The sequence below is a fragment of the Bradyrhizobium sp. 192 genome (assembly GCF_023100965.1).
In the GTDB taxonomy this organism is placed as follows: domain Bacteria; phylum Pseudomonadota; class Alphaproteobacteria; order Rhizobiales; family Xanthobacteraceae; genus Bradyrhizobium; species Bradyrhizobium symbiodeficiens.
The window spans coordinates 8,002,501-8,026,791 of record NZ_CP064690.1; the positions used below are offsets into that span (position 1 = coordinate 8,002,501).

A 24,291-nucleotide genomic window follows, 5' to 3' on the forward strand; every position below is an offset into this window, starting at 1 on the left:
ATCCCGCCAATGCAGCTCAACAATCCTGACGATCGTTGGCCACTGATGTTTCTAAAACGATCCGATAGTTAGCCGAAGCTAAGCTGAAGGATCATCCTTAGAAAGGAGGTGATCCAGCCGCAGGTTCCCCTACGGCTACCTTGTTACGACTTCACCCCAGTCGCTGACCCTACCGTGGCCGGCTGCCTCCCTTGCGGGTTAGCGCACCGTCTTCAGGTAAAACCAACTCCCATGGTGTGACGGGCGGTGTGTACAAGGCCCGGGAACGTATTCACCGTGGCGTGCTGATCCACGATTACTAGCGATTCCAACTTCATGGGCTCGAGTTGCAGAGCCCAATCCGAACTGAGACGGCTTTTTGAGATTTGCGAAGGGTCACCCCTTAGCATCCCATTGTCACCGCCATTGTAGCACGTGTGTAGCCCAGCCCGTAAGGGCCATGAGGACTTGACGTCATCCCCACCTTCCTCGCGGCTTATCACCGGCAGTCTCCTTAGAGTGCTCAACTAAATGGTAGCAACTAAGGACGGGGGTTGCGCTCGTTGCGGGACTTAACCCAACATCTCACGACACGAGCTGACGACAGCCATGCAGCACCTGTGCTCCAGGCTCCGAAGAGAAGGTCACATCTCTGCGACCGGTCCTGGACATGTCAAGGGCTGGTAAGGTTCTGCGCGTTGCGTCGAATTAAACCACATGCTCCACCGCTTGTGCGGGCCCCCGTCAATTCCTTTGAGTTTTAATCTTGCGACCGTACTCCCCAGGCGGAATGCTTAAAGCGTTAGCTGCGCCACTAGTGAGTAAACCCACTAACGGCTGGCATTCATCGTTTACGGCGTGGACTACCAGGGTATCTAATCCTGTTTGCTCCCCACGCTTTCGTGCCTCAGCGTCAGTATCGGGCCAGTGAGCCGCCTTCGCCACTGGTGTTCTTGCGAATATCTACGAATTTCACCTCTACACTCGCAGTTCCACTCACCTCTCCCGAACTCAAGATCTTCAGTATCAAAGGCAGTTCTGGAGTTGAGCTCCAGGATTTCACCCCTGACTTAAAGACCCGCCTACGCACCCTTTACGCCCAGTGATTCCGAGCAACGCTAGCCCCCTTCGTATTACCGCGGCTGCTGGCACGAAGTTAGCCGGGGCTTATTCTTGCGGTACCGTCATTATCTTCCCGCACAAAAGAGCTTTACAACCCTAGGGCCTTCATCACTCACGCGGCATGGCTGGATCAGGGTTGCCCCCATTGTCCAATATTCCCCACTGCTGCCTCCCGTAGGAGTTTGGGCCGTGTCTCAGTCCCAATGTGGCTGATCATCCTCTCAGACCAGCTACTGATCGTCGCCTTGGTGAGCCATTACCTCACCAACTAGCTAATCAGACGCGGGCCAATCTTTCGGCGATAAATCTTTCCCCGTAAGGGCTTATCCGGTATTAGCACAAGTTTCCCTGTGTTGTTCCGAACCAAAAGGTATGTTCCCACGCGTTACTCACCCGTCTGCCGCTGACGTATTGCTACGCCCGCTCGACTTGCATGTGTTAAGCCTGCCGCCAGCGTTCGCTCTGAGCCAGGATCAAACTCTCAAGTTGGACTTGAACTTTGAACCGGCTGATCACAACGTTTGACGAGGTCCCACCATTATCGACCGAAGTCGATGTGCTGCCTGCGATTCACATCGCGGGCAACGATGGTGTTTCCTTGAAAACGTGTACCGCCGAAGTCTTTCGTCCGGTCCCGATCCAAAAAGCCGAAGCTCTTTAAATGCGAGACCCGCAAGGACTCCGCCGTCCACGTTTCTCTTTCTTCATCTTCACTTGTCAAACAGCCCGGGACCCAGAGGCCCCATCCTTCCCTAGAGGAAAGGTTCCGACACCCTTACTGACGACGAACGAACTCCAACCGATTTGTGTCGGCTGTTGTGCACTCAACGAGGTGAGGAGCATCAGTGGCGCGTTCGCTCGCCTTGGTCAGTGACCCGGCGGCGCCGCGCTCAGTGGTCGGGTTATAGGCCCCCGCACTCGGGATTGTCAACGCCCATTGTCAACAAATCGTCGCACGGTGGATTGTCGCAAAAAACAACGTGTTTCCAGATGGTTAGAAGGGCCGCAAATGCGCCAATCCGATCGGGCCGGTGAAAAAACTTGAAAAAAGTTTGCCCCCCAGGGGGCTCCCGGAGCCGACCTGAGGGGGGTTGTGGAGGGGGCGTGGGAAGCGACCTGTGAAGCCAGGGGAACGGCCTGGCGAGGGGATTGCGCGCGGGTCGGGCGACTTGGACAGGATGCTTGGCCGCATACTTGGACAGGATGCCTGGGCCGGATACTTGGGCCGGATATCTGGGCCGGATAGTTGGGGAGGCTGGAGGGACGGCTTGCCGTACCATTGCGGTGGAAGCGGCTTGTGGCGCCCTCTCGGGAGGCCCCCGCCCCCGGACGTTCAGGAAACTTTTTCCATGACAGGCGCCGTACTTGAGCCACAATCCCGCGGCGTTCTGATAAGAGACGAGCTTGAATCGCAGGGATGCCAGTGGGGGCTGCCGGCGGTTTTCATGGTGTCAGAGGAAGGCGATCTTGCAGATGACGCGGCCTTCCTCCGACATTCGAGAGACATCGAGAGAGCTTTTTCCGTCCAGCTGTTCGTAATTTCGGCCGGGCCCTCCGCGAGGCCTTCTGAGCGCGAACAACTGCGCGGCTTGCCTTTTCCCGGCGATCCCCCTTCAAGAGGGCGGCTAGGGACAGGGCTAGAATCGGGCTTCTTGGGTCGTTGATTGGGGGACTTGAGTGAACCACAGGACATCACGCGGCGCTTACGGGCGTGAGACCGGGATCATCGATCTCGGCCACGAGCCGCCGCTGTCCGTCGATGGTTCCGAGGCCGCCGTGATCGATCGCCGCCGCGTCTCGGTGCAATGGTTCAGCGGGACAATCCTGACCGGACTCTGCGGCGCAGCCCTGATCGGCGGCGCCGTTTTCGCATCGCTCGACGGCGAGATGACCTTCGCCAAGGTGCCGGAGCGGGTCGAGGGCGCGCTGCGCGGTGCATTCGGCGCCGCCGATCGCGCCGCCACGCTGCACAAGAGCGACCGCCTGCCGCCGCCGAGCGAATCCACGGCGTCCCGCAACATCGTGCGCGTCTCCACCGTCGCCCGTGTCGGCAACCGCGACGTGATGCGGGTGCGTCCCTTCGTGCGGATCGCCGGCAATCTGTCGATGACCACGAGCGACCTGTCGGCGAAGATCCCGCCGTTCAACGCCCAGCGCCTGCTCACCGATGTCGGCTCCGATCCGAAGACGGCAGCCGAGGACCCGAACAACCCGGAAGCCGTCGAGCCCGACGCGGAAGTCTCCTTCGTCACCAAGGACCTGTCGGCGGTGCTGCCGAAGGCCAAGATTTCCGCCGTGGTGGCGCTCGACGACATCCTGATGCGGGTGCGCGACGCCGCCAACTGGCGCGGCAATGGCGGGGTGCGCTACGCCTCGCTCGCCAACGCCGCCGCCGACATCTCGGGCGCGACCGGCCCCTCCGACATGAGAAGCGCCTACGCCGCCGAAGCCTCGCCGTCCGATCCCTATGCCGGCTTCGAGACCCGCGTGGTGCCGGAAAACGTGACGCTGCTGCCCAAGACCAAGGAGCAGATCACCGGCGGCAATCCCAACGGCGAACGCGTCCATCTGGTCAAGAAGGGCGACAGCGTCGCCTCGGTGCTGCGCGATCTCGGCGCGACGGCCGAGGAAATCAAGGCGATCGCCGCGACGCTCGGGCCCCGCGGCCGCGACGGCGGCCTGAAGGAAGGCGAGAAGCTTCGCATCCTGATGGCGCCCGCAAGCCCCGGCGCCCGCCTCCAGCCCTATCGCGTCGTGGTTGCAAACGAAACCGTGGTCGAGGCGATCGCGGCGCTGTCCGATCTCGGCAAATACGTCGCGGTCGACGTCTCCAGCATGAACACCGTTGCCGACGCTGCCGCCAACGCGAGCAGCGAAGACGATGAGGACGATGACGGCAGCGGCGTGCGGCTCTACCAGAGCATCTACGAGACCGCGATGCGCAACAAGGTCCCGATGCCCGTCATCGAGGACATGATCAAGATCTACTCCTACGACGTCGATTTCCAGCGCAAGGTGCAGCCGGGCGATTCCTTCGACGTGTTCTACGCAGGCGAGGACGAGGGCGTAACCTCGAGCGAAAAGAACGACGTGCTGTTCGCCTCCCTCACCGTCGGCGGCGAGACCAAGAGATACTATCGCTACCAGAGCCCCGACGACGGCGTCGTCGACTACTATGACGAGACCGGCAAGAGCGCGAAGAAGTTCCTGGTCAGGAAGCCCGTCAACAACGCCATCATGCGCTCGGGCTTCGGCGGCCGCCGCCACCCGATCCTGGGCTATGTGAAGATGCACACCGGCGTCGACTGGGCCACCGCCTACGGCACGCCGATCTTTGCCTCCGGCAACGGCGTGATCGAGAAGGCCGGCCCCGAAGGCGGCTACGGCAAATATATCCGCATCAAGCATTCCAACGGCTACGAGACGGCCTACGGCCACATGTCAGCGTTCGCCAAGGGCATGGAGCCGGGCAAGAAAGTGCGGCAGGGCCAGGTGATCGGCTTCGTCGGCTCGACCGGCCAATCGACGGGCCCGCACGTCCACTACGAAATCCTCGTCAACGGCCGCTTCGTCGATCCGCTGCGCGTGAAGCTGCCGCGCGGCCGTTCGCTGGAAGGCGCGGTGCTGGCGGGCTTCGAGAAGGAGCGCGACCGGCTCGACAGCATGATGAGCGGCCGCGGCGGCGCGATCGCCCGCATGTCGGATGCGACCGGCGGCCCCTTGCAGGTCAGCAACCGGCAGTAGCAGCCGGCCGGCATCGGCCTGACAATCTCCAGCTACGATCCGAACTCCGACGTTCTCGCGCGCGGCCCGCGTCACAGCTTCACAATTTAAAGTTTCGTTTGCCAAACCCGCATCAGGGGCGAATACTTTCCAGAAAACGGGAGGTCTCGCCATGGACGACAGGCTCGCCTGCGCAGCATTCGTTGCAGCTCTTTTTGCCACCACGAGCGTATCGGCCGAGGTCACCAAGCTGGTCCAGGGTTCGGCATTCCATGGCGTGCACGGGCTCGGCATCGACAAGGCCGGCCGCCTGTTCGCCGGCAGCGTCGCCGGCGCGGCGCTCTACGAGGTCAACATATCCGGCGGTACCGCCAAGGTTGCAATCCCTATTCCGGTCGGCATGGCCGACGACATCGCCTTCGCGCCCGACGGTACCATGGCCTGGACCGGATTCCTGACCGGCGATCTCTATTCGCGCAAGGGCGACGGCCCGATCAAGAAGCTCGCCAGCGGCCTTCCCGGCATCAACTCGCTCGCCTTCCGCAAGGACGGCAGGCTCTACGCCACCACAGTCTTTCTCGGCGACACGCTCTATGAGATCGACATCGAGGGTGTAAAACCGCCGCGCCAGATCATGGAGAAGATGGGCGGCCTCAACGGCTTCGAGTTCGGTCCCGACGACAGGCTCTACGGTCCGCTCTGGTTCAAGGGCCAGGTCGCAAAAGTCGACGTCGACAAGGCCGAGCTGACCGTCGTCGCCGACGGCTTCAAGATCCCGGCCGCGGTGAACTTCGATTCCAAGGGCAATCTGTTGGTGGTCGACACCGCGCTCGGCCAGCTCGTCCGGGTCGATCCCAAATCGGGCACCAGGACCACGGTCGCGCAGCTGAAGCCGTCGCTGGACAATCTCGCCATCGACGACAAGGACCGCATCTTCGTCTCCAACATGGCCGACAACGGCATCCAGGAGGTCGATCCCGCGACCGGCCAGGCCAGGCAGATCATCATCGGCAAGCTCGCGCTGCCCGGCGGTATCGGCATCACGTCGGAGAGCGGCAAGGATACGATCCACGTCGCCGACGTGTTCGCCTATCGCACGGTGGACGGTGCGACCGGTGAGGTCACCGAGAAGGCGCGCATGCACGCCGCCGGCACCACGCTCGAATATCCGATGAGTGCGACGGCGCGAGGCAACGACGTGGTGCTGTCGAGCTGGTTCACCGGCACCGTGCAGGTGATCGACGGCAAGACCGGCGCGACGCGCGACATGCTGCACGGCTTCAAGGCGCCGCATGATGCGATCGTGCTCGCGGACGGCAGCATCCTGGTGGCCGAGCTCGGCACCAAGTCGCTGGTCAAGGTGAGCGGCGAGCACGGCAAGGATCGCACCACGCTGATCGGCAACCTCGAGGGCCCGGTCGGGCTCGTCCGTGGCAAGACCGACGAAGTCTACGTCACCGAGGCCTTTGCTGGCACCGTATCCCGGATCGACACCAACGGCGAAAAGACCGTGATCACCAAGGAGCTGAAAATGCCGGAAGGCATTGCACGCGGCCGCGACGGCACGCTGGTCGTCGCGGAAGTCGGCGCCAAGCGGCTGATCGCGATCGCGCCGGATAGCGGCACGGTCACGGAGATCGCCGCCAATCTCCCGATCGGCCTGCCGAGCACGCCTGGCGGGCTGCCAACGAATATTCCGACGGGCGTGGGGGTCGGCACGACTGGGGTGATCTACTTCTCGTCAGACATCGAGAACGCGATCTACAAGGTAACAAAAAAATAGCGTCTGATCCGCAGTGCAAGCTTCGTGGGGTGCTGCGCACCGTTTCGGACCACGCTTTTAGCCAGCAGACGCGACCAAAAAACCGCCCCGGAGAGGCTGTCCTCCCCCGGGGCGTTTTATCTTTTCAGGCTTCGATCGCCTGCCCTCAGTTCAGCTTCCGCTTCGTCACCGGCGCCTCGAACGGGGTGATCTCGGCGGTCTGCGGGGCCTTGCCGTTGAAGGTCAGCACGTTGCCTTCGGACGAGATCGCGACACTGTCGCCGTCCCTGACGTCGCCGGCCAGGATCATCTCGGCGAGCGGGTCCTGGACATGGCGCTGGATCACGCGCTTGAGCGGCCTTGCGCCATAGGCGGGGTCCCAGCCCCTTGCGGCGAGCCAGTCGCGGCCGGCGGCGTCGAGCGTCAGCACGATCTTGCGATCGGTCAAAAGCTTCTGGAGCCGGGAGAACTGGATCTCGACGATCCGGCCCATCTCGCTGCGCTGCAGGCGGTGGAACAGGATGATCTCGTCGACGCGGTTGAGGAATTCGGGGCGGAAGTGCCCACGCACCATTCCCATCACCTGCTCGCGCACGGCCGAAGTGTCCTCGCCCTCCGGCTGGTTCACCAGGAATTCCGAACCAAGATTCGAGGTCATGATGATCAGCGTATTGCGGAAGTCGACCGTGCGGCCTTGGCCGTCGGTCAGGCGGCCGTCGTCGAGCACCTGCAACAGGACGTTGAAGACGTCGGGATGCGCTTTCTCGATCTCGTCGAACAGCACGACCTGGTAGGGCCGGCGCCGCACCGCCTCGGTGAGCGCGCCGCCCTCGTCATAGCCGACATAGCCCGGAGGCGCGCCGATCAGCCGCGAGACCGAGTGCTTCTCCATGTACTCGGACATGTCGAGGCGGACCATCGCGGTCTCGTCGTTGAAGAGGTACTCCGCAAGGGCCTTGGTCAGCTCGGTCTTGCCGACGCCGGTGGGGCCCAAGAACATGAACGAGCCCATCGGCCGGTTCGGGTCCTGCAGGCCCGCGCGCGAACGGCGCACGGCGGTCGCAACCGCATGCACGGCTTCGGCCTGTCCGACGACGCGCTTGCCGAGGGAGTCCTCCATCTTCAGGAGCTTGTCTTTCTCGCCCTCCAGCATCTTGTCGACGGGCACGCCGGTCCAGCGCGAGACCACCTGCGCGATGTGGTTGGCGGTGACCGCCTCCTCCATCATCTCGCCGGAGTTCTCCTTGGCCTCGATGTCGGCAAGCTGCTTCTCGAGCTCGGGGATCCGGCCATAGGCCAGCTCGCCGGCCTTCTGGAATTCACCGCGCCGCTGGGCGTTGGCAAGCTCGACCCGCAAGCCGTCGAGCTCGGCCTTCAGCTTCTGGGCGTCGGAGAGCTTGTTCTTCTCCGCACTCCAGCGTGCCGTCAGCGCCGCGGACTTCTCCTCGAGGTCGGCCAGCTCCTTCTCCAACGTCTGCAGGCGGCTCTTCGAACCGGCATCGTTCTCCTTCTTCAGTGCTTCCTGTTCGATCTTCAGCCGGATGATTTCCCGATCCATCGAATCGAGCTCCTCCGGCTTGGAATCGACCTGCATCTTCAGCCGCGCCGCGGCTTCGTCCATGAGGTCGATCGCCTTGTCGGGCAGGAAACGGTCGGTGATGTAGCGGTTGGACAGCGTCGCCGACGCCACGAGCGCGGAATCGGTGATCCGCACGCCATGGTGCTGCTCGTACTTGTCCTTGAGGCCGCGCAGGATCGAGATGGTGTCCTCGACCGAGGGCTCGCTGACGAAGATCGGCTGGAACCGCCGCGCCAGCGCAGCGTCCTTCTCGACGTGCTTCTGGTATTCGTCGAGCGTGGTCGCGCCGATGCAGTGCAGTTCGCCGCGGGCCAGCGCCGGCTTCAACAGGTTCGACGCGTCCATCGCGCCGTCGCCCTTGCCGGCGCCGATCAGCGTGTGCATCTCGTCGATGAACAGGATGAAGGTGCCCTCGCTCCCGGTCACTTCCTGGAGCACGGCCTTCAGCCTTTCCTCGAACTCGCCGCGGTATTTTGCACCCGCGATCAGCGCGCCGAGATCGAGCGAGAGCAGCTTCTTGTCCTTCAGGCTCTCCGGCACGTCGCCATTGACGATGCGGAGCGCGAGCCCTTCGGCGATGGCGGTCTTGCCGACGCCGGGTTCGCCGATCAGGACGGGATTGTTCTTGGTCCGGCGCGAGAGCACCTGGATGGTGCGGCGGATCTCCTCGTCGCGGCCGATGACCGGATCGAGCTTGCCGTCGCGCGCGGCCTGGGTCAGGTCGCGGGCATATTTCTTCAGCGCGTCGTACGCGTTCTCGGCTGTGGCCGAGTCGGCCGTGCGGCCCTTGCGCAGCGCCTCGATCGCGGCATTGAGATTTTGCGGGGTGACGCCGCCCTTGGCGAGGATCGCGCCGGCCTCGCTGGTCTTTTCCAGCGTCAGGCCGAGCAGCAGCCGCTCGACCGTGACGAAGCTGTCGCCGGCCTTCTCGCCGGCCTTTTCGGCGGCATCAAAAGTGCGGGCGAGCTCGGGCGCCAGATAGATCTGGCCGGCGCCGCCGCCGGAGACCTTCGGCACCTTGCCGAGGGCGTCCTCGGTCGCCTTCAGGATTGCGCGGGAATTGCCGCCGGCGCGGTCGATCAGACCGCCGGCCAACCCCTCGCTGTCGTCGAGAAGCACCTTGAGGAGGTGCAGGGTCGAAAATTGCTGGTGCCCCTCGCGCATCGCAAGCGACTGCGCGGACTGGATGAAGCCCCTGGAGCGTTCGGTATATTTGTCGATATTCATCTTTTCTGTCCCTCGGCCTGCCCCTGGAGCCCACTAAGGCACTCCAAACGGCATCTTCATTGGGTTTCCGATGACCGCATTGACGTTTCTCAACCGGTAACGGTCGTGTTTCGCCGACGTTGCCACCGGCCTGAGGCAGATGTGGGAAGCAGGTTGCAGATGCGAAAGAGGCGAGTTCACAATTTCGTGCGCCGACCCGCCGGCTTGGCGGGACCGGGTCGAATCCCTTAAGTAGCAGCATGACCCCGACCGCAATGCCAGTCAGCCACACTGCCGAAATCACCGGGCTCTTCCGCTACCCGATCAAGGGCCTGACGCCGGAACCGCTTACCCGCGTTCCCCTACAGCCCGGCCGGACCCTTCCCGCCGACCGCCGCTACGCCATCGAGAACGGCCCGAGCGGGTTCGATCCCGAGCAGCCCGAATGGAAGCCGAAAATCCAGTTCCTGATGCTCGCGCGCAATGAGCGGCTTGCCTCTCTCGACAGCCGCTTCGACGACGCCACCAATGTCTTGACCATCCGCCGGGACGGCCAGACCGTCACCAGCGGCGATCTCGAGACCGCGGCCGGGCGGGCCGCCATCGAGAGGTACTTCGCGGAGAATTTTCAGCCGGAGCTGAAGGGTCCGCCGAAGCTGCTGTCAGGCCGCGACCACAGCTTCTCCGACGTCGCCCGCAAGGTCGTCTCCATCATCAATCTCGGCAGCGTCCGCGCCATCGAGACCATGCTGGGCGGCACTGCCGTGCATCCGCTGCGCTTTCGCGCCAATCTCTACCTGAAGGGCTGGCCGGCCTGGTCCGAGCTCGACCTAGTCGGCCAGACGCTGGCGATCGGCGCGGCACGGCTGAAGGTGGTCAAGCGCATCGTCCGCTGCCCGGCGACCAATGTCGACCCGGTGACGGCCAAGCGCGATCTCGAAATCCCGCCGACACTCTCGCGCAACCTTGGCCACATGGATTGCGGCATCTATGCCGAGGTGATCGAAGGTGGCGAGATCGGCGTGGGTGATGCGGTGGCGATCGAAGAGCCGAAACTAATCTGACGACTTGCCTGTTCAACGACTGCCGTCATTGCGAGGAGCGAAGCGACGAAGCAATCCAGACGAATTCCGCGGAGGGATTCTGGATTGCTTCGCTCGCAATGACGGGCGTTAGTTCGGCATCACATAGGCGTAGATCCGGCCGCGCGAGACCGGGGCTTCGCGGACGCGGTTGCCGTTGTTGCCGGAGATCATGATCGGATTGCCCTGCGCGTCGACGCCGGTGATGATGCCGACATGACCGCCACGGCGGCCGCGCGACATCACTGCGATGGCACCCACCTGCGGGCCGGAGACACGCGTGCCGTAATGCGCGAACGAGTTCGCCATGTCAGATCCGGTGCCGCGGTGGCCGGTTTTCTCCAGTACCATGTTCATGAAGCGCGCGCACCAAAGGCTCCCGCGGCCGGTCGGATTGCCGCCGACGTAACGGCGCGCCTCGGATACGAGGCTCGATCCGCCGCCGAAGCCGCCGCTGCTCGTGGCATCACTCGCCATGCCGCTGTTCGCGCTCATGGCCGCGCGACGGGTAGCGCTCGTGACCATTCGTCCGCCGCCGCTGATGATCGTCCCACCATTGCCGCTCATGGCAACGCCGGGGCTATTGGTGTTCGGATCATAGCTCGCAAATGTGTTGCCAAATCCGCTCGCCTGCAATTGCGCCGCGCCGCGCTCGAAGCGCGAGCTGCGTACGTGGTGGCGGTAATGATGATGTCTGGCGTGATGCACGTGAGTGTGCCGCTCTGCGCTGTGACGATGATGCGGCCGCGCTGAGGCCGGAGAAGCCAACGCGGCGACCGCCGCGAACAAGATCGCCAGCGCGACAACACAACGCGACAGGCGAGACGCAAACAACTCAAACATTCTTCATCCTTCGTTGACACCCCACTTCCCAATCGGCCCGTGCAACGGCCGACATCGGTCTGGCCGTTAAGCCGCCCGATGTGGCGAGAAAAAGACGCGGGCTGCCAGCGAATAGCTGCGATGATTTTGTGCCGATACTGGCTTGAGGCTGCCGCATTGCCGACAACAACATTAACTGCAATCCTGCAAAGGCGGCTTCAAGAGAGGGAAACGGTTAATGCCCCACGCCACGACCAGGGACGACGTCCGCATTTATTTCGAAGAGGCGGGCCAGGGAACGCCGATCATTTTTCTGCACGAGTTCGCGGCCGACCATACCAACTGGGAGCCGCAGATGCGCTACTTCGCGCGCGGCCACCGCTGCATCACCTATTCGGCGCGCGGCTACGCGCCGTCGGGCGTGCCTGATGGCGAGGTCTACAGCTACACGCATTTCTACACCGATGCCCTCGCGGTGCTCGACCATCTCAAGATCGAGCGCGCGCATCTGGTCGGCCTGTCGATGGGCGCCTACTCCTCGCTCCAGATCGGGCTCAACGCGCCGCAGCGCGCGCTGTCGATGACGCTGGCCGGCGTCGGCTCCGGCTCCGAGATCGAGAATCTGGAGGCCTGGCGCAAGCAGTGCCGCACCAATGCCGAGCAGTTCGAGACGCTGGGCTCCGCCGAGGTCGCGAAAGTCACGCGCGAGGCGCCGAGCCGGATTCCCTTCCTGGTGAAGGACCCCCGCGGCCATGCCGATTTCTATGCCGCGCTGGCGCGGCACGATTCCAGGGGATCGGCAAACACGATGCGTGGCTTCCAGGGCGGCCGCCCCTCGATCTACACGATGACGGATGCGATCAAGAAAGCGTCCACGCCGGCGCTGATCGTCTGCGGTGACGAGGACGATCCCTGCGTCGGACCGAGCCTGTTCCTGAAGCAGCATCTGCCGGCGGCCGGGCTCGCCATGTTTCCGAAGTCGGGCCACGTGCTCAACCTCGAAGAGCCCGCGCTGTTCAACGAGACGGTGGCGCGGTTCGTGACGCTGGTGGAAGCGGGAAGATGGCCAGTGCGCGATCCGCGGTCGCTGGCGGCGCATTAGAGCTGTCATTCCGGGATGCGCCGAAGGCGCAGCCCGGAATCCATGAGACCATAAATACTGTTGCGCGATGGATTCTCAGATGCGCAATTGCGCATCATAGCTCGCGCTACGCGCGCCCCGGAATGACGCCTACAGCGTCACTTCCCCCCGCCCCTGCTCAGCAGAAACACGCCCTGCTCGCCGAACATGTTCCACACCCACCATGGCAGGTTCAGCGGGATCGGGCGACCATAGAGATCGAGCGCGATGGCGCGCTCCATCTTGACGTTGATCTCGTCGCAGAGCTCGACGAAATCCTTGATGGTGCAGAAATGGATGTTGGCGGTGTCGTACCAGGTCGCCGGCAGATTCTCGGTGCGCGGCATGTGGCCGCCGATCAGGAGCTGGAGCCGCATCTTCCAGAAGCCGAAATTCGGGAACGAGACGATGGCACGGCGGCCGATGCGCAGCAGATTCTCCAGCACCACGCGCGGCTGCCGTGTTGCCTGCAGCGTCTGCGACAGGATCACGTAGTCGAAGGCGTCATCCGGATAATTGACGAGGTCGGTGTCGGCATCTCCCTGCACCACCGCGAGCCCCTTGGCGACGCAGCGGTTGACGCCCTCGCGCGACAGTTCGATGCCGCGGCCGTCGATGCCGCGGGTTTCCAGCAACTGAAGCAGATCGCCCTCGCCGCAACCGACATCGAGCACTTTCGAGCCGGGCTTGACCATCTCGGCCACCAGCCGATGATCGGTGCGAAAATCACCGGACTGCCCGGTCGCGACGCCGCCCAGCGGCAATACTTCCTGCACGGACATGCTAGCCATCCTTCAGTCCGCGCGCCTTGCCTGCCGATTGCAGGAAAGCGCGGGAGATATCGAGGAATTCGGGCACGTCGAGCAGAAAGGCGTCGTGGCCGCGATCGGTCTCGATCTCGGCGAACGACACCCGCGCGCTCGACGCATTCAGCGCATGCACCAGCGCGCGCGATTCCGAGGTCGGGAACAGCCAGTCGCTGGTGAAGGAGACGACGCAGAAGCGGGTCTTGATTTCCGCGAACGCCTTCGCGAGCACGCCGCCATGGTCGGCGGCGATGTCGAAATAATCCATCGCGCGCGTCAGATAGAGATAGGAGTTGGCGTCGAAGCGCTCGACGAAGGACGAGCCCTGGTAGCGCAGATAGGACTCGACCTGGAAGTCGGCGTCGAACGAGAAGGTCGGCAGCTCACGGTCCTGCATGCGGCGGCCGAACTTGCGATGCAGCGCGGCGTCGGAGAGATAGGTGATGTGCGCGGCCATCCGCGCCACCGCCAACCCGCGATGCGGATGGATGCCCTGATCGGCGTAGCCGCCAGCGTGCCAGTCGGGATCGGCCATCACGGCCTGACGGCCAAGCTCGTGAAAGGCGATGTTCTGCGCCGAGTGCCGCGTCGCGCAGGCAATCGCCAGCGCGGAGAACACGCGAGCAGGATAGGCCGCGGTCCATTGCAGCACCTGCATGCCCCCCATCGAGCCGCCGACCACCGCGAACAGCGTGTCGATGCCGAGCCGGTCGATCAGCATGGCCTGCGCGCGCACCATGTCGGGGATGGTGATGACGGGGAATTCCAGGCCCCAGACCTTACCGGTGGCGGGATTGATCGACGCCGGCCCGGTCGAGCCCATGCAGCCCCCGATCACATTGGAGCAGATGATGAAGTAGTGCTTGGGATCGATGGGGCGGCCGGGACCGACCAGCGTCTCCCACCAGCCGGGCTTGCCGGTGACGGGGTGCACGTTGGCGACATGCTGATCGCCGGTCAGCGCATGGCAGATCAGCACCGCGTTGGAGCGATCGGCGTTGAGTTCGCCATAGGTCTGGTAGGCGATCTGAAACGGGGTGAGATCGACGCCGCAATCGAGCCGTAGCGGCTGCTCGCCGCCGAAATGTGCGACCTGCGAACTCGGATGACCCACCTCGTGCGATCGCTCGTCGGCGCTGATCGCAGGACTCGGTATCGACTTGACGTCACCCATCTGACCATCGACCTCGTTTGCGGTCGAGCTCGAGACCGCATTTGAAATCAGGCCATGAAAAACCCGGCCTGAACGAAAGGTTCGGCCGGGATCGAAAACGTCCCCGGCCTGTTTAGCGAGTTTTTTAACGTGGCTGCAAGCCGGCCGGCTCAAATGACCACGGAACGGGCAAAAGCTACCGTCTTGGGCGGTTTTCGTCAAGTCGCGGCCCGGATCGACCAAATTCGCCTGCTGCGCCTTCGGCGGAAAGCAGCGTCATTTCTCTTTGCTTTCGCGGCCCCGACTGCCTAATCAGGGCATTCCCCATCGGAACAATCGACAGCCAGACATGTCCCAAATTCCGCCCGCGCCACCATCGCTGCAGGAACTGCGCAAGGAGATCGACGCGATCGACGACGGCATGCATCGTCTGTTGATGCAGCGTGGCGACATCATCGACCGCCTGATCCAGGTGAAGCAGACCCAGGAGGTCGGCTCGGCGTTCCGCCCGGCGCGCGAGGCCGCCATGATGCGCGACCTCGTGCAGCGGCATCGCGGCATCCTGCCACTCGACACGGTCGAGAGCATCTGGCGCGTCATCATCTCGACGTTCACTTACGTGCAGGCGCCGTTCTCCGTGCATGCTGACATCTCCGTGAGCGAGCCGGCGATGCGCGATTCCGCGCGCTTCCATTTTGGTTTCACCGTGCCTTACGTCGCGCATTTCAGCGCGCAGGCCGCGGTCGAGGCGGTGGCGAAATCCAAGGGCGACCTGGCGCTGGTCTCGGCGACCTCCAGCCGCACGCCGTGGTGGCTCTCGCTCGAGGAAAAAGGCGCGCCGAAGATCATCGCGCGCATGCCGTTCGTCGAGCGCGCCGACCATCCGGCCGCACTGCCGGTGTTCGCGATCTCGCGCGTCCCCGACAGCGCCCTAGTGACCGAGGTCGAGACCTTCAGCGTGCGCGTGTCCGGCTGGAACGCGGAGGTGGCGCGCGCCCTGTCGCCGCTCGCCGAAATCGTGGCGGTGCCCGATACCGCCTTCGACGGCGCGGCGCTGCTAGTCTCGGTCACGAGCGCGACCAGCATCGACAAAATCAGGGCTGCCCTGATCGAAGCGGGGGCCTCGGTGCGCTCCACGGCCCTCGTCGGCAGCCACGCAACGCGCTATACGGTGCCCCCGACCGGGGCGAAATCGTAAGTCACGCGCCGCGCCCCGCCATTTTCGGAGTTCAAGATGTCACGCCCCGTGCCGAATCCCGGCATTCTCGATATTGCGCCCTACACGCCCGGCAAGAGCCCGGTCGCCGAGCCGGGCCGCAAGGTGTTCAAGCTCTCCGCCAACGAGACGCCGTTCGGGCCCTCGCCCAAGGCGATCGAGGCGTTCAAGCACGTGGCGGATCACCTGGAAGACTATCCGGAAGGGACCTCGCGCGTGCTGCGCGAGGCGATCGGCCGCTCTTTCGGGCTCGATCCCAACCGCATCATCTGCGGCGCCGGCTCGGACGAGATCCTCAATCTGCTCGCCCACACCTATCTCAGCCACGGCGACGAGGCGATCTCCACCACGCACGGATTCCTGGTCTACCCGATCGCGACCATGGCGGTCGGCGCCAAGAACGTCGTCGCGGCCGAAAAGAACCTCACTTGCGACGTCGACGCCATTCTCAAGGCGGTGACGCCGAAGACCAAGCTGGTCTGGCTCGCCAACCCCAACAATCCGACCGGGACCTATATTCCATTCGACGAGGTCAAGCGGCTGCGGGCCGGCCTGCCCTCGCACGTGCTGCTGGTGCTCGACGCCGCCTATTCCGACTACGTTTCGCGCAACGACTACGAGATGGGGATCGAGCTCGTCGCCACCACCGAGAACACGGTGGTGACGCACACCTTCTCCAAGATCCACGGCCTCGCCGCGCTGCGCATCGGCTGGATGTTCGGCCCCGAGCACATCATCGACGCGGTCAACCGCATCCGCGGTCCCTTCAACGTGTCGACGCCGGCGATGTATGCCGCGGTCGCCGCGATCGAGGACACCGCGCACCAGGCGATGTCGAAGCAGTTCACCGAGACCTGGCGCAACTGGCTGACCGAGGAGATCGGCAAGCTCGGGCTGAAGGTGACGCCGAGCGTCGCCAATTTCGTGCTGATCCACTTCCCGACCGACAAGGGCAAGACCGCTGACGAGGCCGATGCGTTCCTGACCAAGCGCGGCCTGGTGCTGCGCGGCCTGAAGAACTACGGCCTGCCGCATTCGCTGCGCATGACCATCGGCACCGAGGAGGCCAACCGCCTCGTCGTAGAGGGCCTGCGCGACTTCCAGGCCGGCAAATGAGCAGCGCGCCGCACTTCCAGCGCGTCGCGCTGATCGGCTTCGGCCTGATCGGCGGCTCGATCGCGCGCGCTGCGAAGCTCCAGGGCCTGGCCGGCGAGATCGTCACCACCGCGCGCTCGGAAAAGACCCGCGCGCGGGTGATGGAGCTCGGCATCGTCGACCAGGTCGTGGCGACCAATGCAGACGCCGTGAAGGATGCCGATCTCGTCATCCTCTGCATTCCCGTCGGCGCCTGCGGGCCGGTGGCGCAGGAGATTGCCGCTCACCTGAAGCCCGGCGCGATCGTCTCCGACGTCGGCTCGGTCAAGGGCGCCATCGTCAGGGACATGGCACCGCACCTGCCGAAGACGGTTCATTTCGTGCCCGCGCATCCTGTCGCCGGCACCGAGCATTCGGGACCGGATTCGGGTTTCGCCGAGCTGTTCATCAATCGCTGGTGCATTCTCACCCCGCCGGAAGGTGTCGATGCCGCGGCCACCGATCGCCTGCGCGCGTTCTGGGCGGCAATGGGTGCCAAGGTCGAGGTGATGACGCCGGATCATCACGATCTCGTGCTGGCGATCACCAGCCATCTGCCGCATCTGATCGCCTACACCATCGTCGGCACCGCCGACGAGCTGGCGCAAGTGACGGAATCCGAGGTGATCAAGTTCTCGGCCGGCGGTTTCCGCGATTTCACCCGCATCGCGGCCTCCGACCCGACGATGTGGCGCGACGTCTTCCTCGCCAACAAGGAAGCCGTGCTGGAGATGCTCGGCACTTTCACCGAGGATCTCGCAAAACTGACGCGCGCGATTCGGCGCGGCGACGGCGAAGCGCTGTTCGACCATTTCACCCGCACCCGCGCCATCCGCCGCGGCATCGTCGAGATCGGCCAGGATTCGGCAGCCGCGGATTTCGGCCGCCAGCACGGGGCGCTGAAGAAGCCGTAGCGGACAGACCCGTAGCCCGGATGAGCGAAGCGACATCCGGGACGGTCCCCGCATGTCGCTTCGCTCATGCGGGCTACGGCATCCAACTAATACAGCGGCGGGATCTGGCCGACCTTGACCGGGCCGAGCAGCACGGCGCCGTCGACGAATTTCAGCGGGAAGCTGCGCGCCTTCCTGCCTTCCAGCGTGCTCTCGGTACCGATCGAGTTGATGCCGGCGGCGACGCCGGCATTGGCGTTCTGCTTGATGACCTTGCCGAGACCGGGAACGGCGCGATCGAGCGCACCGAACAGATTGTTGAGGTCCTGCGACTTCACGCCGGGCGCGACGCGGTCGAGCGTGGCCTGCGGCACGCCCTCTTCCAGCATCTTCTCGATGCCGAGCGCCGGGATCACGCGTTCGAGGCCAGTCACCGTCATCTGCAATTCGCCGTCGAGCCGGCCGTTGACCGAGAGGCCGAGCGTGCCGGCCGCAACCGCGATCATCTCGCCCTGCTGGATCCGCGACTGCACGATCTCGATGTGGCCGCCGGCGGCCTGGATCTCGCGGAACCGCTGCGGCCAGGGCTTTGGCGTGAGGTCGGACAGGCCGGTGATCTTCGCGCGCGTGTCGGCCTCGAACGGCTCGGCGAGCAGGGGATGAACGCCCTGGATGCTTCCTTGCGCGACATGGAGCACGGTCTCGATCACAGGGTGATCGGCTGGCGAGCCCTCGGCGAGGCGCCCGTGCAGCTCAACCTGCTTGGCGCGCGCGAGCGGCACCTGCACGCTGCCGTCGAGACGATTGAGACTGGGATCATCGAACACGAGCGAGGCGCGGTCCGGGATGGCCGGCAGGCCGACCACGCTGCTGCGGCCCTTGCTCCAGTTCACCACGAAGGTATTTTGCGTGACGCCGTCGGTCAGCGTCGCGGGCGCGGAGAATTCGGCGATGACGAGCTTGGGATCGTACACCTGGGCAACGACCAGGATGTTGTCGAGCTTGGCCGTGAACGGCGTCTTGCTCGCGTTCTGCGACACCAGCGAGACGCTGGCGCCGGCGCACTGGACCTCGAAGCGGAACGGGAAGCCGGCGATCGAGCGCTTGGCGCAGTCATAGATGCGGCCGGACTTGGCCTCCTGCGCCCGCCAGGCGTCGGCGGCCACTTCGGCCTGCGAGGCCGCATAGAACCAGAAACAGCTCCACGCGACGGCAAGGATCAGGACGAGGACGGGGGCGATGAAAAGGCCCCAACGGGAGCGCCGGCCTGCGGAAACGGTCATATCGGACATGCGGCGACCCTTTGACCCCAGATGATGGCAAATGTAAGCGAGGTTCGGCTGCGACGAAAGGCGGAGAATCCGCTTCGCTTGGGAGCGCGGTTCTGGTAGCCGTGCCCGAAATGTCCGAAATCACCCTCCCCTCCGTCACCACAGCCACGGGCGACCTCTGGGTGTTCGGCTATGGTTCGCTGATGTGGCGGCCGGGCTTCGAGTTCGAGGAGCGCGTCCCGGCGCGGCTGGTCGGCGAGCACCGCGCGCTCTGCGTCTATTCCTTCGTCCATCGCGGCACGCCGGAGAAGCCGGGCCTGGTGCTCGGGCTCGACCGCGGCGGCGCCTGCCGCGGCATTGCCTTTCGCGTCGCTGAAAAAAACCGCGCTGACGTCGTCGCGTATTTGCGCGCGCGCGAGCAAGTCACCTCGGTCTATCGCGAGGTGATGCGCTCGGTCTGGCTGGAGAACGATGCGCGCCAGCGCGTCCCTGCGCTCGCCTATGTCGTCGACCGCGGCCATGTGCAATATGCCGGCCGTCTCTCGCTCGCCGAGCAGCACCGCCACGTCGTCCAGGGCCACGGCCAGTCCGGCGCCAACCGCGACTACGTCACCGCGACGGTGAAGGCGATCGAGGCCGAAGGTTTTCGCGATACGCAACTGCATCAGCTCGCGACCATGCTCCATGGCGATGCGCATTCGCTGCACGCGCCGGCTCCCGACGATCGAGACGGCCGCTAGCTCTCCGACGGCGCGTAACTCGGCGATGCGCCGATCAATTGCTCCTGCTCCTTGCGGCCGGCTTCGACGAGGCGGCTCGTTGCCTCTTCGATCGCCGTTTGCACACGAGAGAGAAACTCATCCTTCGGCAGGCCCGACGGCAACGGATCGAGGAATTCCACCACGAGCGTTCCGGGATAGCGCATGAAGGTGCGGCGCGGCCAGAACAGGCCGGAGTTGAGCGCGATCGGCAGGCACGGCACGCCGCAGGACGAATAGATCTGCGCAAAGCCGGTCTTGTAGTCGGGCGGCGCGCCCGGCGCGCGGCGCGTGCCTTCCGGAAAGATCACGAGCTGCTTCCCACTGCGCACCGCCTCGCGCGCCCGCCGGGTCATGTCCAGCAGCGCCTTCACGCCGGCCTTGCGGTCGATCGCGATCATCCCGGTCTTGACCAGGAATTGACCGAACACCGGGATCTGCATGAGCTGACGCTTGAGGATGAAGATCGGACGATTGAAGAATCCGGGCAGCACGAACGTCTCCCAGAACGACTGGTGCTTGGCCGCGATCACCAGCGGTCCTTGCGGGATGTTCTCGACGCCGCGGAATTCGACCTTGATGTTGCAGACCACGCGCATCAGCACCAGCGTCGCCTTCGCCCACCATTGCGCGACGGTCAGCATGGCGCGCGGCGGCAGCAGGAAGGTCGGCAGCGCCACGATCGCGAGGCACACCAGCACGGTGTAGAACAGCACGTTGAACACGAGCGAGCGCAGGAAAATCAGGAACATCGACGATCCGATTAATTTGCCGATCAATTGCCGGTCAATTGGCCTGTGCGGTGGCGGGCCGCTTCGGTTGCTGACCTGCAGGCTGCTCCGACATCTCGGGCGAAAGGTCAATCCCGAAATCCTCCAGCCGCACCCTGAGCTCGGCCGCGATGTACTTGACATATTCCAAAAGCAGCAGCCGCAAGGTGGACGCCGAAGTCCACCACGGCTCCTCGCGCCATTTGTCGCCGACCACCGCGAACGGGATCAGCGTCGTCTGTGGCATCGCGTGCGAGAATTCCACCAGCGCGCGCGGCATGTGATAGTTTGAGGTGACCACGATCAGCGACTTGAACCGGCGGCCCTCGGCCCAGCGCCGCGCCTCCGCCGCATTGCCGCGGGTCGAAAGCGCGGTGCGGTCGAGATCGACGCAACAGGTCATGAAGGACTGGTTCTCCGGCAGCGTCCGGGAGATGTCGCTCGCCGTCGACGTCGGGTGCACGCCGGAGATCAGCAGCCGCCTGCCGTAGCCGGAAGCAAGCAGCTCCATCGCATCCGACACCCGCGAGGAACCGCCGGTCAGGACCACGATGCCGTCTGCCTTCCGGCTTGGGGCGATCTCGGCGCCGCGCAATTGCGACAGGAACGCGATGAAGCCCGCCGCCGCCCCGACAAAGGCGAACGCAATCGTCGACACCAATGCCGCGCGCAGCCAGCCGCGCGGCAGGTTCGGCGATCGATCGTCGGTCGGCGAGGTCATGTGATGTCAGTGAACCCTTCCCTAGAGTGATTTTAAAACGTTTTGAGGCGAAGTGGAGTCCGGTTATCAACCCTAGTCGACATCGTTCAATGTCGCGAACAGGGTCTGGCGTGAGGCCACCGCGGTGATGGCGCCGATCAGCACGGCCTGGACCACGAGCACGATGTAGCCGGACGGCCGCAGCGAGAAGGTGCCGAGCAGCGCGGCGAACTGATCGCCGACGGGGGTACCGGAAAACCAGCCGGCGATCGACTCGGAGAAGCCGAACACCAGCATCGCGGCGCCGCCGCCGATCACGCCGCCCTCCAGGCCCAGCCTGAGGAAATGGCGCAGGAAGCGATTGGCGATGTAGCGATCGCCGGCACCGACGAAATGCAGCACCTCGACGATCGGACGGTTCGCCGCCATGGCGCCGCGGGTCGCGAACGAGACCGAGATGATGGTGGCGACGATGACCAGCGCGAGGATGCCGAGGCCGGCGAGCACGGTGGCGTTGGTCATGGAGCGCATCCGCTCGATCCATGCGCGGTGGTCATCGACGCTGGCACTTGGCGCGACCTGGGTCACGCGCGCGCGCAGGACGCCGAGATCGAGCGGCGTGCCGGGTTGCACGCGCGCGATGATCATGCGCGGCACCGGCAGATCGTCCATCGACAGCCCGGTGCCGAGCCAGGGCTCGAGCAGCTTGCCGCTCTCCTCCCGGGTGAACGGCTTGACCTCGACGATTCCGGCTTGCGCGCGCATCGCCTCCGTCACTGCCGCGGTGTCGCGTTCGAGATCGCGGCCGGGCTGCGGGCGAACCTGGATGGTGATCTCGCTCGCGACGTCCGACTGCCATTCCGCGGCGGAGGCACTCACCAGCAGCACCGTGCCCGTGGTCATTGACGCCAGGAAGGTCATGATGGCCACGACGGCGACCAGCGCGCGGCCCTGGATCGAGGCGCGCGGCACGATCGGCGACATGTTGCGCGCGTTGGCCGGAAGCTGCGGACGCTCCTGTCCGAGGTCGACCAACACGCCGCGCTCGTCGGTTCTATTCATAGACGTGCAGCCGTCCCTGATGCAGCACGAGACGGCGGGCCTCGTACTGGTCCATCAGGCCGATGTCGTGGGTCGCGATGATGACGGCGGTGCCCGATTTGTTGAGCTCGATGAAGAGCCGCAGCAGGCGGCGCCCCAGCGTCGGATCGACGCTGCCGGTCGGCTCGTCCGCGAGCAGCAGTTGCGGCCGCGAGATCACGGCGCGCGCGATCGCCGCGCGCTGCTTCTCACCGCCCGACAGGATCGGCGGCAGCGCGTCCATGCGCTCGCCAAGCCCGACCCAGCGCAACAGATCGATCACCTCCTTGCGATAGCTCGACTCGCTGCGGCCCATGACGCGGAACGGCAGCGCCACGTTCTCGTAGGTCGTCATGTGATCGAGCAGGCGGAAATCCTGCAGCACGATGCCGATGCGCTTGCGCAGATCGGCGATCTCGTCCTTGCCGAGCTGCGAGATGTCGTGGCCGAACAGATTGACGAGGCCCCGCGTCGGTCGGTGCGACAGGAACAACAGGCGCAGCAGCGAGGTCTTGCCCGCACCGGAGGGGCCGGTGAGGAACTGGAACGAATGCGCCGGGATCTGGAAACTGAGGTCGCGCAGGATCTCCGGCCCCAGACCGTAACGCAATCCGACATTTTCGAACCGAACCAAGTTCAGCTCCGTTCGAGAGGGGGCGCGGGTCGCATGGCTGCGCTCCGCCATGCGCGATCAACCGGTTTTGCCGCCGTTATGGTTTCCGGTTCGTTAACGGTCGCCTTGTAGCATCCAGGGCGCCCGGTTCGGCACGACTGGGTCATCGTCGAGGCTCGTCCATGCATATCGTCTGCCCCCATTGTATGACATCCTACGCCATCAAGCTCGCGAGCCTTGGGGCGAACGGACGGGCGGTCCGCTGTTCCCGCTGCAAGGAGACCTGGATCGCCCATGCCGAGGATGCCATCGAGGAGACATCCGTCCCGGCCATGGCCGCGGCCAGCCAGGCCGACGATCAGGCCGACCTTGCCGAGCAGTGGAACTCCTACGCCAAGGACGACGGCGACACTGATGCGCCTGTCGTTGACAGCCCCTCGATCGCCAGCGACTGGCCCGAGGAAGAGGCTCCCAATGAAACCGAGGACGAGTGGTCGGCGGCGGCCCGGGAGGCCGAGGAAGAGGTCGTCGGCGCGCAGCACCAGTCCTGGTTCCGCAGCCTGTTCCCCCGCCGCGGCGCACGGGTCAGCCGACCGGTCACCACCGCTGCGCCCCAAAAATCCCATTTCGGCGTGCCGACCGCCTGCGCCGGCATGGGCGCGCTGGTGCTGGCGCTGGTGATCTGGCGCGGCGACATGGTGCGGCTGCTGCCGCAGACCGCCGCCTTCTACAAGATGGTCGGGCTTGAGGTGAACCTGCGGGGCCTCGCCTTCAGGGACGTGAAGCTGTCCAGCGAGACCGTGGACGGTAAGCAGGTGCTGGTGATCGAGGGCGTGATCGTCGGCGAGGGCAAGAAGCCGCTCGATATTCCGCGGCTGCGCTTTGCCGTCCGCGACGGGCAAGGCGCGGAGATCTACGCCTGGAATACGGTGCTGGAGCAGACCGTGCTGCGGCCCGGCGAGCGCGCCTTCTTCCGCTCCCGCCTCGCCTCGCCGCCGCCGGAAGGCCGCAATATCGACGTTCGCTTCTTCAACCGGCGCGACATTGCCGGTGGCAGCGTATAATCGCGCCGCCAGGTGCCGCCCGGGAGTTGGTCCGAAGGTTGATCCCATGCCGAAGATCCTGATCGCTGACGACGAGGATTCGATGCGCACGCTGGTGGCGCGCGCCATCGCCATGGACGGGCACGAAACGGTCACCGCGCAGGACGGCGCCGAAGCGCTGGAGATCCTGACCCGCGAGGACGGCGCGTTCGACCTGCTCCTCACCGACATCCAGATGCCCGTGATGGACGGCATCGCGCTGGCGCTCTCCGCCGCGCGCGATTTTCCCGATTTGACCATCCTGCTGATGACCGGCTTTGCCGACCAGCGCGAGCGCGCCTCGAATCTCAACGCGCTGGTGCACGACGTCGTGACAAAACCGTTCTCGATCGCCGATATCCGCATCGCCGTGGCGGACGCGCTGGCGGCGAAGAAGGGGTCTTAGGCGACACTAGCCAC

19 protein-coding genes, 1 rRNA gene and 1 riboswitch are annotated in these 24,291 nt (G+C 64.7%); of the genes, 10 read left to right on the forward strand and 10 right to left on the reverse strand.

The genetic code is table 11. From position 1 onward, the window contains the following. Positions 1 to 101: 101 nt before the first annotated feature. Positions 102 to 1,590: ribosomal RNA gene (locus IVB24_RS37630) — 16S ribosomal RNA — on the reverse strand. Positions 1,591 to 2,778: 1,188 nt separating this feature from the next. Between IVB24_RS37630 and IVB24_RS37635 the strand changes: the two genes are divergently transcribed. Further along, entirely contained in the window at positions 2,779 to 4,845 is a 2,067-nt protein-coding gene (locus IVB24_RS37635; RefSeq protein ID WP_140482495.1) for a M23 family metallopeptidase, read from the forward strand. A gap of 151 nt (positions 4,846 to 4,996) precedes the next feature. Further along, positions 4,997 to 6,607, forward strand: coding sequence for a hypothetical protein (locus tag IVB24_RS37640; RefSeq protein ID WP_247771573.1), 1,611 nt, complete (start codon positions 4,997 to 4,999; stop codon positions 6,605 to 6,607). Positions 6,608 to 6,752: 145 nt separating this feature from the next. Here IVB24_RS37640 and clpB read toward each other — a convergent pair whose 3' ends face one another. Continuing rightward, on the reverse strand, positions 6,753 to 9,392 hold the full coding sequence (clpB, locus tag IVB24_RS37645) for an ATP-dependent chaperone ClpB (protein WP_247771574.1): 2,640 nt from the start codon (positions 9,390 to 9,392) through the stop codon (positions 6,753 to 6,755). 254 nt (positions 9,393 to 9,646) lie between these two features. Between clpB and IVB24_RS37650 the strand changes: the two genes are divergently transcribed. Then, positions 9,647 to 10,435, forward strand: a complete 789-nt coding sequence (locus IVB24_RS37650; protein WP_247774248.1) for an MOSC domain-containing protein — start codon at positions 9,647 to 9,649, stop codon at positions 10,433 to 10,435. Positions 10,436 to 10,543: 108 nt separating this feature from the next. Here IVB24_RS37650 and IVB24_RS37655 read toward each other — a convergent pair whose 3' ends face one another. Then, a complete protein-coding gene (locus IVB24_RS37655) occupies positions 10,544 to 11,296 on the reverse strand; it encodes a TIGR02594 family protein (RefSeq protein WP_247771575.1) in 753 nt (250 codons plus the stop codon). A 217-nt stretch (positions 11,297 to 11,513) separates the two neighbouring features. Here IVB24_RS37655 and IVB24_RS37660 point away from each other — a divergent pair, with 217 nt between their 5' ends. Then, positions 11,514 to 12,377, forward strand: a complete 864-nt coding sequence (locus tag IVB24_RS37660) for an alpha/beta hydrolase (RefSeq protein ID WP_247771576.1) — start codon at positions 11,514 to 11,516, stop codon at positions 12,375 to 12,377. Positions 12,378 to 12,514: 137 nt separating this feature from the next. On the opposite strand, the gene metW is transcribed toward IVB24_RS37660, so the two are convergent. Beyond that, positions 12,515 to 13,177 carry a methionine biosynthesis protein MetW gene (gene metW, locus IVB24_RS37665; RefSeq protein ID WP_162308336.1) on the reverse strand — a complete coding sequence of 221 codons (663 nt, stop codon included), beginning with the start codon at positions 13,175 to 13,177 and terminating at the stop codon, positions 12,515 to 12,517. A 1-nt stretch (position 13,178) separates the two neighbouring features. After that, positions 13,179 to 14,375 (reverse strand): homoserine O-acetyltransferase, encoded by a 1,197-nt coding sequence (locus IVB24_RS37670; protein WP_247771577.1) that lies wholly within the window; start codon positions 14,373 to 14,375, stop codon positions 13,179 to 13,181. Between the two features lie 91 nt (positions 14,376 to 14,466). Next, positions 14,467 to 14,546, reverse strand: a riboswitch (SAM riboswitch). 157 nt (positions 14,547 to 14,703) lie between these two features. Between IVB24_RS37670 and IVB24_RS37675 the strand changes: the two genes are divergently transcribed. Genes IVB24_RS37675 through IVB24_RS37685 form a run of 3 tightly spaced genes read left to right on the forward strand, consistent with a single transcriptional unit; the run spans position 14,704 to position 17,618 of the window. Continuing rightward, positions 14,704 to 15,552, forward strand: coding sequence for a chorismate mutase (locus tag IVB24_RS37675; RefSeq protein WP_094973254.1), 849 nt, complete (start codon positions 14,704 to 14,706; stop codon positions 15,550 to 15,552). 36 nt (positions 15,553 to 15,588) lie between these two features. Further along, positions 15,589 to 16,686 carry a histidinol-phosphate transaminase gene (hisC, locus tag IVB24_RS37680; RefSeq protein ID WP_247771578.1) on the forward strand — a complete coding sequence of 366 codons (1,098 nt, stop codon included), beginning with the start codon at positions 15,589 to 15,591 and terminating at the stop codon, positions 16,684 to 16,686. Then, positions 16,683 to 17,618 (forward strand): prephenate/arogenate dehydrogenase family protein, encoded by a 936-nt coding sequence (locus IVB24_RS37685; RefSeq protein ID WP_166467297.1) that lies wholly within the window; start codon positions 16,683 to 16,685, stop codon positions 17,616 to 17,618. The genes hisC and IVB24_RS37685 overlap by 4 nt, the downstream gene beginning before the upstream one ends. A gap of 86 nt (positions 17,619 to 17,704) precedes the next feature. Here IVB24_RS37685 and IVB24_RS37690 read toward each other — a convergent pair whose 3' ends face one another. Beyond that, entirely contained in the window at positions 17,705 to 18,889 is a 1,185-nt protein-coding gene (locus tag IVB24_RS37690) for a DUF2125 domain-containing protein (RefSeq protein ID WP_247771579.1), read from the reverse strand. Positions 18,890 to 18,999: 110 nt separating this feature from the next. On the opposite strand from IVB24_RS37690, the gene IVB24_RS37695 reads away from it, so the two are divergent. Beyond that, positions 19,000 to 19,608 (forward strand): gamma-glutamylcyclotransferase, encoded by a 609-nt coding sequence (locus IVB24_RS37695; RefSeq protein WP_162406986.1) that lies wholly within the window; start codon positions 19,000 to 19,002, stop codon positions 19,606 to 19,608. On the opposite strand, the gene IVB24_RS37700 is transcribed toward IVB24_RS37695, so the two are convergent. The 4 genes from IVB24_RS37700 to ftsE all read right to left on the reverse strand — a co-directional run bounded on the left by IVB24_RS37700 (position 19,605) and on the right by ftsE (position 22,810). After that, positions 19,605 to 20,378 carry a lysophospholipid acyltransferase family protein gene (locus IVB24_RS37700; protein ID WP_166467299.1) on the reverse strand — a complete coding sequence of 258 codons (774 nt, stop codon included), beginning with the start codon at positions 20,376 to 20,378 and terminating at the stop codon, positions 19,605 to 19,607. The genes IVB24_RS37695 and IVB24_RS37700 overlap by 4 nt on opposite strands. Before the next feature lie 34 nt (positions 20,379 to 20,412). Beyond that, positions 20,413 to 21,117: a YdcF family protein gene (locus IVB24_RS37705; protein ID WP_094973260.1), complete on the reverse strand. Its 705-nt coding sequence runs from the start codon at positions 21,115 to 21,117 to the stop codon at positions 20,413 to 20,415. Between the two features lie 72 nt (positions 21,118 to 21,189). Beyond that, complete coding sequence (locus tag IVB24_RS37710) at positions 21,190 to 22,158, reverse strand: ABC transporter permease (protein WP_094973261.1); 969 nt, start codon at positions 22,156 to 22,158, stop codon at positions 21,190 to 21,192. Beyond that, positions 22,151 to 22,810 (reverse strand): cell division ATP-binding protein FtsE, encoded by a 660-nt coding sequence (ftsE, locus tag IVB24_RS37715; protein ID WP_063694655.1) that lies wholly within the window; start codon positions 22,808 to 22,810, stop codon positions 22,151 to 22,153. The genes IVB24_RS37710 and ftsE overlap by 8 nt, the downstream gene beginning before the upstream one ends. 161 nt (positions 22,811 to 22,971) lie before the next feature. Between ftsE and IVB24_RS37720 the strand changes: the two genes are divergently transcribed. Together IVB24_RS37720 and IVB24_RS37725 are read left to right on the forward strand one after the other, a co-directional pair. Further along, a complete protein-coding gene (locus IVB24_RS37720) occupies positions 22,972 to 23,853 on the forward strand; it encodes an MJ0042-type zinc finger domain-containing protein (RefSeq protein ID WP_247771580.1) in 882 nt (293 codons plus the stop codon). 46 nt (positions 23,854 to 23,899) lie between these two features. Further along, on the forward strand, positions 23,900 to 24,277 hold the full coding sequence (locus IVB24_RS37725) for a response regulator (RefSeq protein ID WP_094895924.1): 378 nt from the start codon (positions 23,900 to 23,902) through the stop codon (positions 24,275 to 24,277). Positions 24,278 to 24,291: the final 14 nt, after the last annotated feature.

Bases quoted from the DNA above. Each gene is read 5' to 3' on its own strand.
- IVB24_RS37640 (WP_247771573.1), top strand. From the start codon at position 4,997: ATGGACGACAGGCTCGCCTGCGCAGCATTCGTTGCAGCTCTTTTTGCC.
- clpB (WP_247771574.1), bottom strand. From the start codon at position 9,392: ATGAATATCGACAAATATACCGAACGCTCCAGGGGCTTCATCCAGTCC.
- IVB24_RS37650 (WP_247774248.1), top strand. From the start codon at position 9,647: ATGCCAGTCAGCCACACTGCCGAAATCACCGGGCTCTTCCGCTACCCG.
- IVB24_RS37655 (WP_247771575.1), bottom strand. From the start codon at position 11,296: ATGTTTGAGTTGTTTGCGTCTCGCCTGTCGCGTTGTGTTGTCGCGCTG.
- IVB24_RS37660 (WP_247771576.1), top strand. From the start codon at position 11,514: ATGCCCCACGCCACGACCAGGGACGACGTCCGCATTTATTTCGAAGAG.
- metW (WP_162308336.1), bottom strand. From the start codon at position 13,177: ATGTCCGTGCAGGAAGTATTGCCGCTGGGCGGCGTCGCGACCGGGCAG.
- IVB24_RS37670 (WP_247771577.1), bottom strand. From the start codon at position 14,375: ATGGGTGACGTCAAGTCGATACCGAGTCCTGCGATCAGCGCCGACGAG.
- IVB24_RS37675 (WP_094973254.1), top strand. From the start codon at position 14,704: ATGTCCCAAATTCCGCCCGCGCCACCATCGCTGCAGGAACTGCGCAAG.
- hisC (WP_247771578.1), top strand. From the start codon at position 15,589: ATGTCACGCCCCGTGCCGAATCCCGGCATTCTCGATATTGCGCCCTAC.
- IVB24_RS37685 (WP_166467297.1), top strand. From the start codon at position 16,683: ATGAGCAGCGCGCCGCACTTCCAGCGCGTCGCGCTGATCGGCTTCGGC.
- IVB24_RS37690 (WP_247771579.1), bottom strand. From the start codon at position 18,889: ATGTCCGATATGACCGTTTCCGCAGGCCGGCGCTCCCGTTGGGGCCTT.
- IVB24_RS37695 (WP_162406986.1), top strand. From the start codon at position 19,000: ATGTCCGAAATCACCCTCCCCTCCGTCACCACAGCCACGGGCGACCTC.
- IVB24_RS37700 (WP_166467299.1), bottom strand. From the start codon at position 20,378: ATGTTCCTGATTTTCCTGCGCTCGCTCGTGTTCAACGTGCTGTTCTAC.
- IVB24_RS37705 (WP_094973260.1), bottom strand. From the start codon at position 21,117: ATGACCTCGCCGACCGACGATCGATCGCCGAACCTGCCGCGCGGCTGG.
- IVB24_RS37710 (WP_094973261.1), bottom strand. From the start codon at position 22,158: ATGAATAGAACCGACGAGCGCGGCGTGTTGGTCGACCTCGGACAGGAG.
- IVB24_RS37720 (WP_247771580.1), top strand. From the start codon at position 22,972: ATGCATATCGTCTGCCCCCATTGTATGACATCCTACGCCATCAAGCTC.
- IVB24_RS37725 (WP_094895924.1), top strand. From the start codon at position 23,900: ATGCCGAAGATCCTGATCGCTGACGACGAGGATTCGATGCGCACGCTG.